At 71.5% G+C, this 15,938-nt stretch carries 1 pseudogene; it reads left to right on the top strand.

The window, feature by feature from the left end:
• Nucleotides 1-15,876: pseudogene (locus A5624_RS14230) on the top strand (amino acid adenylation domain-containing protein); the annotation flags it as partial.
• Nucleotides 15,877-15,938: the final 62 nt, after the last annotated feature.

Here is a 15,938-nt window from a genome sequence, read left to right as displayed (position 1 = left end):
GGGGCGCGCCCCGTGCTGCGGATCGACGGCCTGGACCTGTCCGGCTACGACGCCGCGGCGATCACCGACGCCGACCGTCTGGCGCCGCTGACCGCTCGCGACAGCGCCTACGCGATCTTCACGTCGGGCTCGACCGGCGCCCCCAAAGGCGTGCTGGTCAGCCACGCCGGCTTGCTGGGATGGGCTGCGGCGCAATGCGAAGCGTCCGAGTTGGACACCGACACCCGGGTGCTGATGGTAGCCTCGCCGACCTTCGACGCGTCGGTCGGCGAGATGGTGCTGGCGGCCGCGGCCGGCGCCGCGCTGGTGGTGGCGCCACCGCAGGTGTACGCCGGCGAGCCGCTGACCGCCCTGCTGCAGAGCCAGCGCGTCAACGCGGCGTTCCTGACCCCGACGGTGCTGTCGTCACTGGATCGCGCCCGGCTGCCCGGCTTCGACAAGCTGATGGTCGGCGGCGAGGCCTGCCCGAAGGAATTGGTCGCCGCCTGGGCGCCCGGTCGGCGGATGTTCAACGTCTACGGCCCGAGCGAGACCACCATCTGGGTCACCCTCAGCGCGCCGCTGTCGGCCGAGGGGCCCGTTCGCATCGGCACCCCGCTGCCGGGCGTGTGCGCGGTGGTGCTCGACGCCTGGCTGAAGCCGGTTCCCGTCGGCGTGGTGGGTGAGCTGTACGTGAGCGGGCCGGCGCTGGCGCACGGCTACATGGGCCGGGTGGACCTGACCGCGGAACGCTTCGTGGCCAACCCATTTGGCGGCCCCGGGGACCGCATGTACCGCACCGGCGACCTGGTGCGCTGGACGCGCGACGGGGACCTGGACTTCGTCGGGCGCGCCGACAGCCAGATCAAACTGCGCGGCCAGCGCATCGAGCTGGGCGAAATCGAGAACACCCTGCTGGCCTGCCCGCAGGTCACCCAGGCCGCCGTCACCGTGCTGGACAGCGCCACCGGCTCGCATCTGGTCGCCTACGTCACGCTCGACCACACCATCGGCGCCGACCACGACGAGGACAACGTCGAAGAGTGGCAACACCTTTACGACGACCTCTACGGCGCCGACCTCGAGTCGCGGTTCGGCATGGACTTCCGCGGCTGGAACAGCAGCTACACCGGCGACCCGATCCCGCTCGCGGAGATGATCGAGTGGCGGGCCGCCACGGTGGACCGGATCACGGACCTGCGACCGCGACGCGTGCTCGAGATCGGCGCCGGCTCGGGGCTGCTGCTGTCGCAGCTCGCCCCGCACTGCGACGAATATCTGGCCACCGATTTCTCCCCGGTGGCCATCGAGAACCTGGCCCGCTCAATGGAACAGCTGCAGCTGCCCTGGCGCGACCGGGTCCAGCTGCGGACCCAGCCGGCCCACGTCACCGACGGGCTGCCCCGCGGCCACTTCGACACCATCATCCTCAACTCGGTCGTCCAGTATTTCCCGAACGCGGGCTATCTGGCCGAGGTCATCGACAACGCCATGGAGCTGCTGGCCCCCGGCGGGGCCGTGTTCATCGGTGACGTGCGAAACCACAGCCTGCAGGGCGCATTCCAGACCGCGATCGCGCTGTCGCGCGGCGGCGCCGCCGCCACCGAGGCCGCCGACATCCGTCAGCGCGTCCGCCACGCCATGCTCGGCGAGACCGAATTGCTGTTGGCACCAGAGTTTTTCACGACCTGGGCGGTCAGCTGCCCGTCGGCCGGCGGCGTCGACATCGAAGTCAAACGCGGCTTCGCCGACAACGAACTCAACCGCTACCGGTACGACGTCGTCATCCGCAAAGCGCCCGCGGCGGTGCGCTCGGTGGGCGACGCACCCACCTGGTCGTGGACCGAATGCGCGGGCTCGGACGGGCTGGGCGACGTGCTGGCGTCCCAGCGTCCCGCCGTTGTGCGCGTCACCGACATCCCGCACGCCGGGGTCATCGCGGACGTTCGCGTCGAAACGGCGCTCGCCGAGGGGCAACCCGTGGCCGACGCGCTCGCGGCCGCCGACGCCGTGTCGGGCGCTGCCGTCGCCGAAGAGGTGCACCGCATCGGCGAGGCCGCCGGGTATCGCGTCGCGGTCACCTGGGGTGCGGTACCCGGCACCCTCAGCGCCGTTTTCGTCGACACCGGCGACCCCAACTACGCCGCGCCCCTGACCGACGTCTACCTGCCCCCCACCGGGTCCCGGCGGCGCACCAGCCACGCCAACGACCCCCGCACCAACACCAAGATCGGCGAGGTGCGCGAGCGGCTCAGCGCGTGGCTGCCGGAATACATGGTGCCGACACACATTGTGGCGCTTGAGGAATTCCCGATGACCTCGTCGGGCAAGCTCGACCGCAAGGCCCTTCCGGAGCCGGAATACCAGGACGTGGACCGCTACCGCGCCCCGGCCACCGCGGCCGAGGAGATCCTGGTCGGCATCTACGCCCAGGTGCTCGGCCTGGAGCGGGTGGGCGTCGACGACTCGTTCTTCGATCTGGGCGGGGATTCGCTGTCGGCGATGCGCCTGATCGCCGCGGTGAACACCAGCCTGAACTCCGACCTCGGTGTGCGGGCCGTCTTCGAGGCGCCGACGGCCGCCGAACTGGCGCTGCTGGCCGGCGGCGACGGCGACCGGCCGGAGCCCCTGGTGGCGGGGGAGCGCCCGGCGGTGATCCCGCTGTCGTTCGCCCAGACCCGGCTGTGGTTCATCGACCAATTCCAGGGCCCGTCACCGATTTACAACGTCACCGTGGCGCTGCGGCTGCGCGGGGATCTGGACACCGGTGCGCTGGCCGCGGCGCTGGCCGACGTCGTGGGCCGCCACGAAAGCCTGCGCACGGTGTTCGCCGCGGCCGACGGAATCCCGCAGCAGGTGGTGATCCCCGCCGACCAGATCGGGTTCGCCTGCGAGGTCGTCGATGCCCGCGGCTGGCCGGAGGACCGGCTGCGCGAGCGCATGGCCGCCGCGGCCCAGTACGCGTTCGACCTGTCAAGCGAAAGCCCGCTGCACACAGAGCTTTTCACCGTCACCGACACCGAACACCAGCTGGTGGTCGCGGTGCACCACATCGCCGCCGACGGCTGGTCGATCACCCCGTTCGCGCGCGACCTGGGGGTGGCATACGCCAGCCGGTGCGCGGGACACGCCCCCGACTGGGCCCCGCTGGCGGTGCAGTACGTGGATTACACGCTGTGGCAGCGCACGTACCTCGGCGACGTGGACGACAGCGGTAGCCGCATCGCCGCGCAGCTCGACTACTGGACCGACGCGTTGGCCGGGCTGCCCGAACGCCTGCAGCTACCCACCGACCGGCCCTACCCGCAGGTGGCCGACCACCGCGGCGCCCGATTGGCGGCGGACTGGCCGGCGGAGCTGCAGCAACAGGTGCAGCGGGTGGCCCGCGAACACAACGCGACCCCTTTCATGGTGATTCAGGCGGCGTTCGCCGCCCTGCTGTCCACGATCAGCGCCAGTACCGATGTGGCGGTGGGCTTCCCGATCGCCGGGCGCTCCGAACGCGCGCTCGACGAGCTGATCGGGTTCTTCGTCAACACCCTGGTGCTGCGCGTCGACGTGGCGGGCGATCCGACGTTCGCCGAGCTGCTGGCCCAGGTGCGGCGGCGCAGCCTGGCCGCCTTCGAGCACCAGGACGTCCCCTTCGAACTGCTGGTGGAACGGCTCAACCCCACCAGGAGCATGGCCCACCACCCGCTGATCCAGGTGCTGCTGGGTTGGGAGAACTTCCCCGGCGAGGTCACCGCGCCCGCGGGCGGGCTGGCGCTGGGTGACCTGCAGGTCACCCCGATGCCGTTGCACACCAACACCGCTCGCATGGACCTGACGTTCTCGCTGGCCGAACGGTTCACCGAGTCCGGTCAGCGCGCCGGCATCGCGGTGACGGCGGAGTACCGCACCGACGTATACGACGCGGACACCGTCGAGGCGATGATCGAACGGCTGCAGCGGCTGCTGGCGGCCGTCACCGCCGAGCCGGAGCGCCGGTTGTCGTCGGTGGACCTGCTGGACACCACCGAGCACGCCCGGCTGGCCGCGTGGGGCAACCAGGCCGTGTTGGCCGACCCGATGGAGCCGGTGACCGTTGCCGGACTCTTCGCCGCGCAGGCGGCGCGCACCCCGGACGCCGTGGCGGTGACGTTCGAGGACCGGTCCATGTCCTATCGGGAGCTCGACGAGGCGGCCAATCGGTTAGCGCATCTGCTGGTCGAGTCCGGCGCGGGCCCGGGTGAGTTTGTCGCGCTGCTGTTTTCGCGGTCGGCCGAGGCGATCGTGGCGATCCTGGCGGTGCTCAAATCCGGGGCGGCCTATCTGCCGATCGACCCGGCGCTGCCGGCCGCGCGGGTGGAATTCATGCTCACCGATGCCGCCCCGATGGCCGCGGTCACCACCGCCGAGCTGGCCGAGAAGTTCCACGGCTTCGACCTGACCGTCATCGACGTGGCCGACCCGGCGGTGGCGGCCCAGCCGAGCACCCCGCCGCCGGCGCCGGCGCCCACCGATCTGGCGCACGTGATCTACACGTCGGGCACCACCGGTGTGCCCAAAGGTGTTGCGGTCACCCAACATAACGTCGCGCAGCTCTTCGATGATCTGCGGCTCGGGTTCGCCTTATCGGCCGAGCAGGTGTGGACCCAGTTCCACTCGTATGCCTTCGACTTCTCGGTGTGGGAGATCTGGGGGGCGCTGCTGCACGGCGGACGACTCGTCGTGGTCCCCGGCGCGGTGGCGCGGTCGCCTGAGGAGTTTCATGCCCTGCTGGTGGGTGAGGGTGTGACGGTGTTGACCCAGACCCCGTCGGCGGTGGGGCTGTTGCCCACCGACGGCCTGGACTGCACGGCGTTGGTGATCGGGGCCGAGCCGTGTCCGCCGGAGCTGGTGGACCGCTGGGCGCCCGGTCGGGTGATGGTCAACGTGTACGGGCCCACCGAAACCACCATGTGGGCCTGCAAGAGTGCCCCGCTACAGGCGGGCTCGGGATTCCCGCCGATCGGCTCACCGGTCACTCGCGCGGCGTTCTTCGTGCTCGACGAATGGCTGCGCCCGGTGCCCGCCGGTGTGGTGGGGGAGCTGTATCTGGCCGGCGAGGGCGTCGGCGTCGGCTACTGGCGCCGCCCCGGGCTGACCGCATCGCGGTTCATCGCGTGCCCGTTCGGTGTGGTGGGCCAGCGTATGTATCGCACCGGGGATCTGGTGTGCTGGGGACCCGACGGACAGCTGCGCTACCTGGGCCGCGCCGACGAGCAGGTCAAGATTCGCGGCTACCGGATCGAACTCGGCGAAATCCAGGCGGCGCTGGCCGCGCTCGACGGGGTGGAGCAGGCGGTCGTCGTTGCCCGCGAGGACCGCGCCGGGGACAAGCGCCTGGTCGGTTATGTCACCGGCTCGGCCGAACCGGGCAAGGCGCGCGCCGCGCTGGGCGAGCGACTGCCGGGCTACATGGTCCCGGCGGCGGTGGTGGCGCTCGACGCGCTGCCGGTGACGGTGAACGGCAAGCTCGACACCCGCGCCCTGCCCGCGCCGGACTACCGGACCGCTGGCAATTATCGCAACTATCGCGCCCCCAGCACCGCGGTCGAGGAGATCGTGGCCGGTATCTACGCCCAAATCCTGGGGGTGGAACGCGTCGGGGTCGACGACTCGTTCTTCGACCTGGGCGGCGATTCGCTGTCCACCATGCGGCTGGTCACCGCGATCAATGCCGCGCTGGACAGCGACCTTCCGGTGCGCGTCGTCTTCGAGGCACCCACCGTTGCGCAGCTGGCGCCGCGCATCGCGGAGAGCGCGGCCGGCCTGGAGCCGCTGGTGGCGGCCGAGCGGCCCGCGGTGGTCCCGTTGTCGTTCGCGCAGAACCGGTTGTGGTTCATCGACCAATTCCAAGGCCCGTCACCGCTGTACAACATGGCGGCGGCGCTGCGGCTGCGCGGGCGGCTCGACGCCGGCGCCCTGGCCGCCGCGCTGACCGACGTGGTGAGCCGCCACGAAAGCCTGCGCACCCTGTTCCCGGCGCACGAGGGAACGCCCCAACAGCTGGTGGTGCCCGTCGAGCGCGCCGACATCGGCTGGGACGTCATCGACGCCACCGCGTACCCGGCGGACCAGCTGGACGACGCCATCAAGGCGGCGACGCGCCATACCTTCGATCTGGCGACCGAAATCCCCATCCGCGCACAGCTTTTCGCGCTCGCCGAGGACGAGCACATCCTGGTGATCGTGGTCCATCACATCGCCGCGGACGGTTTGTCGCTCACGCCGTTGAGCGCCGACCTCAGCGTGGCCTACACCAGCCGGCGCGCCGGGCGCGCACCGGGCTGGGCCGAATTGTCCGTGCAGTACATCGATTACACGCTCTGGCAGCGCGCCCAGTTCGGCGACCTCGACGACGGCTCCAGCCGCATCGGCGGCCAGCTGGCCTACTGGGAGGAAGCCCTGGCGGGCATGCCCGAGCGGCTGGCGCTGCCCACCGACCGGCCCTACCCGCCGGTGGCCGATCAGCGCGGCGACAGCGTGGTGGTGGACTGGCCCGCGGAATTGCAGGAGCAGGTCCGCCGGCTCGCCCGCGAGCACAACGCGACCAGCTTCATGGTGGTGCAGGCCGCGCTGGCGGTGCTGCTGTCCAAGGTCGGCGCGAGTTCCGATGTGGCCGTTGGCTTTCCGATCGCCGGCCGGCGCGACCCCGCCCTCGACCAGTTGGTCGGCTTCTTCGTCAACACCCTGGTGCTCCGCGTCGACCTGGCCGGTGACCCCACCTTCACCGAACTGCTGGAGCGCGTCCAGGCGCGCAGCCTGGCGGCGTTCGAGCATCAGGACGTGCCGTTCGAGGTGCTGGTGGAGCGGGTCAATCCGACCCGCAGCCTGACCCACCACCCACTGGTACAGGTGATGCTGGCCTGGCAGAACTTCGCCGGGCACGACGACCCCGCCGCCGGCCTGGCGCTGGGCGACCTCGAGGTCACGTCCGTACCGGTGGCCGACCAGTCGGCCCGCATGGACCTGGTGTTCTCCCTGGCCGAGCGCTGGACCGCGGCCGGCGAGGCCGCCGGGATCGGCGGACGGGTGGAATTCCGCACCGACGTGTTCGACGCGGCCACCGTCGAGACTTTGATCGCGCGGCTGCAGCGGGTGCTGACCGCGATGACCGCCGATCCCACCCACCCGGTGGCGTCGGTGGATTTGCTCGACGATGCCGAGCGCGACCGCCTCGAAAAGCTGGGAAACAACGCCGTTTTGACCGGGCCGGCCGGCCCGCCGGTGTCGGTGCCCGAACTGTTCGCCGCGCACGTCGCCGCCGCACCCGAGGCCGTGGCGCTGGTCTGCGAGGGCCTGTCGGTGACGTACCGCGAGCTGGACGAGGCGTCCAACCGGTTGGCGCACCGCCTGGCGGCACAGGGCGCCGGTCCGGGACAGACTGTGGCACTGCTGTTTTCCCGGTCGGCCGAGGCGATCGCCGCCATCCTCGCGGTGCTCAAGACGGGGGCCGCGTACCTGCCGATCGATCCCTCGTCGCCCGACGCCCGGATCGAGTTCATGCTCGGCGACGCCAAGCCCGTCGTCGCGATCACCACCGCCGACCTGGCCGCGCGGTTCGACGGACGCGGCGTGACCGTCATCGACGTCAACGATCGCCGCATCGACACCCTGCCCGAAACGAGCCTGCCGCTGCCCGGGCCCGACGGCGTCGCCTACCTGATCTACACCTCGGGCACCACCGGCGTCCCCAAAGGCGTTGCCATCACCCACCGCAACGTGACCCAGCTGCTGGGCTCGCTGGACGCCGGGCTGCCGGCCGCGGGGGTGTGGTCGCACTGCCACTCGCTGGCGTTCGACGTCTCGGTCTGGGAGATCTTCGGCGCGCTGCTGCGCGGCGGCCGGCTGGTCGTGGTGCCCGAATCGGTGGCGCGTTCCCCGCAAGACCTGCACGACGTGCTGGTCGCCCAGCAGGTCAGCGTGTTGACCCAGACGCCGTCGGCGGTGGCGATGCTCTCGCCCGAGGGCCTGGAATCGGTGTCGCTGGTGATGGCCGGTGAGGCCTGCCCGGCCGAGGTGGTGGACCAATGGGCGCCCGGACGGGTGATGGTCAACGCCTACGGCCCGACCGAGACCACCATGTGTGTGACCATCAGCGCGCCCCTGGCGCCCGGGTCGGCGGCCCACGGGCCGGTGCCGATCGGGTCCCCGGTGCCAGGGGCGGCGCTGTTCGTGCTCGACGGGTCGTTGCGGCCGGTGCCGCCCGGCATCGTCGGGGAGCTCTACGTCGCCGGATCCGGTGTGGCCGCGGGATATGTCGGCCGGCCCGGGCTGACTTCGTCGCGGTTCGTCGCCTGCCCCTTCGGCGGAGCCGGCACGCGCATGTATCGCACGGGCGACCTGGCGCGCTGGAACGCCGACGGGCAACTGCAGTACTTCGGCCGCGCCGACGAGCAGGTCAAGGTCCGCGGCTACCGCATCGAGCTCGGCGAAATCCAGTCCGCGCTGGCCGGATTCGACGGTGTCGAGCAGGCCGTGGTCATCGCCCGCGAGGACCACCCGGGCGCCTTGCGGCTGGTCGGTTACATCACCGGCAGCGCCGACGCCGCCGCCGTCCGAACCGCACTGGCCGAACGGCTGCCCGCGTACATGGTCCCCGCCGCGGTGATGGCGCTCGAGGCCTTTCCGTTGACCGCCAACGGCAAACTGGACACCCGCGCCCTGCCGGCGCCCGAATACACCGCGGGTGAATACCGCGCACCGCAAACCCCCACCGAAGAGATCCTGGCCGGCATCTACGCCGACATCCTGAACGCCGAACGCGTCGGCGTCGACGACTCCTTCTTCGACCTCGGCGGCGACAGCATCTCCGCCATGCGCCTGATCGCCGCGATCAACGCGAGCCTGGACGCCGACCTCGCCGTGCGGGTCGTGTTCGAGGCGCCCACGATCGCCCAGCTGGCACCCCGGCTCGGGGAGGGCGGCAACGGGCTGCAGCCCTTGACCGCCGGCGCGCGGCCGGCCATCGTCCCGTTGTCGTTCGCGCAGAACCGGCTGTGGTTCCTCGACCAATTGCAAGGGCCCTCACCGGTGTACAACATGGCGGCCGCGCTGCGCCTGGACGGTGCGCTCGACGCCGATGCGCTCGGCGCGGCGCTGGCCGACGTGGTGGCCCGCCACGAGAGCCTGCGCACCCTGTTCGCCGCCCCCGAGGGGACGCCGCAGCAGGTGGTCATCCCCGCCGACCAGGCCGACTTCGGCTGGGAGGTCGTCGACGCCAGCGCCTGGTCGGCAAGCCAGCTGGAGGAGGCGATCGGCGCCACCGCGCGCTACACCTTCGACCTGTCCTCCCAAATCCCGTTGCGCGCCGAGCTTTTCCGGCTCGGCGAGGACCGGCATGTGCTGGTCGCCGTGGTGCACCACATCGCCGCCGACGGCATGTCCATCACCCCGCTGGTGCGCGACCTCGGGGTGGCGTACGCCGGCCGGGCCGCCGGCCGCGGCCCCGACTGGGCGCCGCTGCCGGTGCAGTACGTCGACTACACGCTGTGGCAGCGCGCCCAATTCGGCGATCTCGACGACGGCAACAGCCGCATCGCCGCCCAGCTGTCCTATTGGGAAGGCGCCCTGGCCGGGATGCCGGAACGGGTGCAGCTGCCCACCGACCGGCCCTACCCGCTGGTGGCCGACCAGCGCGGCGCCACCGTCGAAATCGATTGGCCCACCGGGCTGCAGCGGCGCATCGGGGATGTGGCTCGCCACCACAACGCCACCAGCTTCATGGTGATCCAGACCGCGTTGACCGTGCTGCTGGCCAAGATCGGCGCCAATCCCGATGTGGCGGTGGGATTCCCGATCGCCGGGCGGCGCGATCCCGCGCTCGACGAGCTGGTGGGCTTCTTCGTCAACACCCTGGTGCTGCGCGTCGAGGTGGCCGGTGACCCCAGCTTCGCCGACGTGCTATCCCAGGTGCGCCAGCGCAGCCTGGCCGCCTACGAGCACCAGGACGTGCCGTTCGAGGTGCTGGTCGAGCGGCTGAACCCGACCCGAAGCCTGACCCATCACCCGCTCATCCAGGTGATGTTGGCCTGGCAGAACTTCGCCGGCCACGACGCCGGCCCCGCGGCCGGATTCACCCTGGGCGACGTCGATGTCACGCCGATTCCGGTGGACACCCAGACCGCCCGGATGGACCTGACCTTCTCGCTGGGTGAACGCTGGGACGAGCGCGGCGAACCCGCCGGAATCGGCGGAACCGTCGAATTCCGCACCGACGTCTTCGACGAGGACAGCATCCGGGCGCTGGTCGACCGGCTGCAGCGGGTGCTGCTCGCGATGACCGCCGATCCCGCCCAGGCGTTGTCCGCGATCGATCTGCTCGACGACACCGAACACGCCCGGCTGGACGCGTTCGGCAACCGCGCCGCGCTGAGCGCATCCGCGCCCCAAACCGATTCCCTCCCAGCCCTTTTCGCCGCGCAGGCAGCCCGCACCCCGGACGTCGTCGCGCTGGTCTGTGCCGGCCGCTCGCTGACCTACCGCGAGCTGGACGAGGCGTCGAACCGGTTGGCGCACCTGCTGACCGGCCAGGGCGCCCGCCCCGGACGTACTGTGGCGCTGCTGTTTTCGCGTTCGGCCGAGGCGATCGTGTCGATCCTGGCGGTGCTCAAGTCCGGGGCGGCCTACCTGCCGATCGACCCGGCGCTGCCCGAGGCGCGGATCGGATTCGTGCTCAACGACGCCGCCCCGATCGCCGCGATCACCACCGCCGACCTGAGCGACCGGCTCGACGGCCACGACATCCCGGTCATCGACGTCAACGATCCCGCCGTCGACACCCGGCCCGCCACCGCGTTGCCCGCGCCGGCACCCGAACATCTCGCCTACCTGATCTACACCTCGGGCACCACCGGGGTCCCCAAAGGCGTTGCCGTCACCCATCGCAACGTCACCCAGCTGCTCGCGTCCGGGGAGTCGGGACTGCCGCGTTCGGGCGTGTGGTCGCAATGGCATTCGCTCGCGTTCGACGTCTCGGTGTGGGAGATCTTCGGCGCGTTGCTGCACGGCGGCAGACTCGTCGTGGTGCCCGAATCGGTGGCCCGCTCGCCGGAAGACCTGCACGCGCTGCTGGTCGCCGAACAGGTCAGCGTGCTCAGCCAAACCCCGTCGGCGGCGGGCGCGCTCGCGCCCGAGGGACTGGAGTCGGTCACGCTGGTGGTGGCCGGCGAGGCCTGCCCGTCCGAACTGGTGGACCGCTGGGCGCCGGGACGGACCATGATCAACGCCTACGGCCCCACCGAGGCCACGGTGTACGCGGCCATCAGCGCACCGCTGGAGGCCGACGCACCGGGCGTGGTGCCGATCGGTTCCCCCGTGCCGGGGGCGGCGTCGTTCGTGCTCGACGAATGGCTGCGGCCGGTGCCGCCGGGCGTGGTCGGCGAACTGTACGTGGCCGGCGCCGGCGTCGCCTGCGGCTACTGGCGGCGGTCGGCATTGACCGCGTCGCGGTTCGTGGCCTGCCCGTTCGGCGGACCCGGATCGCGCATGTACCGCACCGGCGACCTGGTGCGCTGGCGCGCGGACGGGCAGCTGGACTACCTGGGCCGCGCCGACGAGCAGGTCAAGATCCGCGGCTACCGCATCGAACTCGGCGAGGTGCGCGCGGCACTGGCCTGGGTGGACGGCGTCGAGCAGGCGGTCGTGGTGGCGCGCGAGGACCGCCCTGGGGATAAGCGCCTGGTCGGCTATGTCACCGGCACCGCCGACCCCGCCGCGGTGCGCGCCGCGCTGGCCGAGCGGCTGCCGGGCTACATGATTCCGACCGCCGTGGTGGTGATGCAGGCCCTGCCGCTCACCCCCAACGGCAAGCTCGACACCCGCGCCCTGCCGGCACCGGAATACTCCGACGCCGACCGGTATCGGGCCCCCGACAACGCCATCGAGGAAATCCTGGCCGGAATCTACGCGCAGGTGCTCGGCCTCGAGCGCGTCGGCGTCGACGACTCGTTCTTCGACCTGGGCGGCGACAGCATCTCGTCGATGCAGGTGGTGACGCGGGCGCGCGCCGCCGGCCTGGTGTGCAAGACGCGCGACATCTTCGTCGAGCAGACGGTGGCCCGACTGGCCCGGGTGGCCGAAGTGCTCGACGCCGCCACCGCGGTGGCCGACGAGGGGCTCGGGCCGGTGCAGGCCACTCCGATCATCCGCTGGCTGCAGGACGTCCACAACGCCGGCGGTGACGTCGCCCAGTTCAACCAGGCCATGCTCGTGCAGGCCCCGGCCGCGGTCACCGAGGCCGACGTCGTCACGGTGCTGCAGGCCCTGCTGGATCGCCACGCCATGCTGCGGCTGCACGTCGACAACGACCCCGCCACCGGCTGGTCGCTGACGGTGCCCGAGCCCGGCGCGGTGGACGCCCGCGCGTGCCTGCACACGGTGGACGAACTGTCCGAGGCGGCGGTCATCGAGGCGCGCTCGCGGCTGAACCCGGCCGCCGGCGTGCTGCTGCGCGCGGTGTGGGCGAGCGCCACCCGTCAACTGGTCGTGATCGTTCATCACCTGGCCGTCGACGGCGTGTCGTGGCGAATCCTGTTGCAGGACTTGAACATCGCCTGGGCCCAGCAGCACGGCGGGCAGCCCGTGGCGCTGCCGACCGTGGGGACCTCGTTCGCCCGCTGGTCGGCACGGCTGGCCGAGCATGCGCGCCACCCGGACGTGGTGGGCCAGGCCGACACCTGGCAGCGGGTGGCGGCCGCGGCGGCCACGCCCGCGGCGCTGCCCGCGGTGCGCCCCGAGGCCGACACCTTCGCCACGGCCGGACACCTCTCGATGGAGCTGGACGCCGAGACCACCGGCACGCTGCTCGGCGCTGTGCCCGCGGCGTTTCACGCCGGCGTGCAAGACATTCTGCTGATCGCGTTCGGGCTGGCGTGCGCGGAATTCTCGGGCGGCGGCGCGCCGGTCGGCATCGGGGTCGAGGGCCACGGGCGCCACGAGGAACTGGGCCGCGACGTCGACCTGTCCCACACCGTGGGCTGGTTCACCACCAAATACCCGGTATCCCTTGCGCTGCAAGGCATCTCCTGGACGCAGGTCGCCGCCGGCGGCGACGCGCTGGGCGCGGTGCTCAAGGACGCCAAGGAACAGCTGCGCGCCCTGCCCGACCCGCTGAGCTACGGGCTGCTGCGCTACCTGAACCCCGACATCGACCTGGACGCGCCGGAGCCGCCGATCGGCTTCAACTACCTGGGACGCCAGGGCGGTGCGGCCGAGCTCACCGACGACATGTGGCGGCCCGACCCGGATGGCTGGACGGTCACCCGCGCGGCGACCGCGATACCGATGCCGCTGATGCACACCGTCGAGCTGAACGCGGTCACCGTCGACTCCGCGGCCGGACCGCGGCTGCACGCCAACTGGACCTGGGCGCCCTCGGCATGCAGCGACGAGCAGATCACCAGGCTGGGCCGATTGTGGTTCGAGGCGCTGGCCGGCATCTGCGCGCACGTGCGCTGCGGTGGCGGCGGCCTGACCCCGTCCGACATCGCACCGGCCCGGCTCACCCAGCCGCAGCTCGATCAGCTTGCGCGCCAACACAATATCGCCGACGTGCTGGCGCTCACCCCGGTCCAGCAGGGACTGCTCTTCCACGCCAACACCGCGCAGGCGAGCGAGGATCTGTACGCCGGGCAGCTGGACATCAGCATCGCCGGCCCGCTCGACCCCGACCGGCTGCGCGACGCCGTGCAGACGATGATCGGCCGGCATCCCAACCTGGTCGCCCGGTTCTGCGACGACTACGACGAGCCCGTCCAGATCATCCCGGCCGACCCCGCGGCGTCCTGGCAGTACGTCGAGCTCGACGGCGACGCCGACGCCGACGCGCGGATCCGACGGCTGTGCGCGGCCGAGCGCGCCGCGGTCTGCGGCGACCTCGCCGACCACCCCGCCTTCCGGGTGGCGCTGGTGCGCACCGCCCCCCAGCGCTACCGGCTGGTGCTGACCAACCACCACATCGTGCTCGACGGCTGGTCGATGCCGATCCTGCTGGGGGAGATCTTCGCCGGCTACTACGGCCAGCGGCTGCCGGCGGCGGCGCCCTACCGCGCCTTCGTCGACTGGCTGGCCGCACGCGACGTGGACGCCGCCCGAACCGCCTGGGCCGAGGTGTTCGCCGGCTTCGACAGCCCGACCCTGGTCGGCCCGCAGGACCGCACCGAGCCCGGACGGCAAAGCGTGGAATCGTTCGCGCTGCCCGCCGAGCTCAACCAGTCCATCACCGACCTGGCCCGCTCCTGCCACACCACCGTCAACACGGTGCTGCAGGCCGCGTTCGCGCAGCTGCTGTGCGCCCTGACCGGCCAGGGCGATGTCGTTTTCGGCACCACCGTGTCGGGCCGGCCCGCCGAGGTCACCGGCGCGGAGAACATGGTCGGCCTGCTGATCAACACGGTGCCGGTGCGGGCGAACATCACCGCCACGACCACGACCGCCGAACTGCTCGACCAGCTGCAAGGCGCCTACAACCACACGCTGGACCACCAGCACCTGGCGCTCAACGAGATCCACCGCATCACCGGCCAGGACCAGCTGTTCGACACGCTGTTCGCCTACGAGAACTATCCGATCGACGCCAGCGCCTTGTCCGCCGACCACGAGCTGGTCGTCACCGACATCACCACCCGCGAATCCACCCACTACCCGCTGACCATGCAGGCCCAGCCCGGAAAGGAGCTGCGCCTGCAGGTCGAATACGACACCGACGTCTTCGACGCGGCACGCATCGCGACGCTGATCGAACGGCTGCAGCGGGTGCTGATCGTGATGACCGGCGACCCGGCGCGGCGGTTGTCGTCGATCGACCTGCTCGACGCCGCCGAACACGACCGGCTGGACGGCTGGGCCGACCGGGCGGTGCTCACCCGGCCCGCCACGCCGACGTCGATCCCGGCGCTGTTCGCCGCGCAGGCGGCGCGCAGCCCCCAAGCCGCGGCGGTGACCTTCGAGGGCCGGTCCATCAGCTACCGGGAACTCGACGAGAAGTCGAACCGGTTGGCGCACCTGCTGATCGGCCGCGGGGTGGGCCCGGGCGAATCCGTGGCCCTACTGTTCGGCCGGTCGGCCGACGCGATCGTGGCCATCCTGGCGGTGCTCAAGACCGGCGCGGCCTACCTGCCGATCGACCCGGCGCTGCCGGCGGCCCGCATCGATTTCATGCTCACCGACACCGCACCGATGGCCGCGATCACCGTCGCCGCGCTGGCGGACAAGCTGCACGCGCACGACCTGATCGTCATCGACATCAACGACCGCGCCATCGCACGCCAGCCGCGCACCGCCCTGCCGGCGCCGGCACCCGAACACGTCGCCCACATCATCTACACGTCGGGCACCACCGGTCTGCCCAAGGGCGTGGCCGTCAGCCACCACAACGTGACTCGCATGTTCGACGCGCAGGCCGTCGGCGTCGAGTTGTCGGCCGGGCAGGTGTGGACCCAGTTCCACTCGTACGCCTTCGACTACTCGGTGTGGGAGATCTGGGGCGCGCTGCTGCACGGCGGGCGCCTCGTCGTGGTGCCCGATTCGGTGGCCCGCTCACCCATGGAGTTCCACGCCCTGCTGGTCGCGGAGAAGGTCACCGTGCTGAGCCAGACCCCGTCGGCCGTGCGGATGCTCTCGCCGCAGGGCCTGGAGTCCGCGGCCCTGGTGATCGGGGCCGAGCCCTGCCCGCCCGAACTGGTGGACCGCTGGGCGCCGGGCCGGACGATGGTCAACGTCTACGGCCCGACCGAGGCCACCATCTTCTCGTCGATGAGCACGCCGCTGGCGCCCGGCTCGGGGGCGCCGCCGATCGGCTCCTCGGTGCCCGGCACGGCGCTGTTCGTCCTGGACGGCTGGCTGCGCCCGGTGGCCGCCGGGGTGGTCGGCGAGCGGTAACCGGCCGCGGAGTATTCGGGCGCCGGCAGGGCGCGGATGTCGAGCTTGCCGTTGAG

Origin of the sequence: Mycobacterium sp. 1482292.6, assembly GCF_001672995.1 — a bacterium.
GTDB lineage: Bacteria > Actinomycetota > Actinomycetes > Mycobacteriales > Mycobacteriaceae > Mycobacterium > Mycobacterium europaeum_A.
This window is presented reverse-complemented; position numbering and strand designations above follow the sequence as displayed.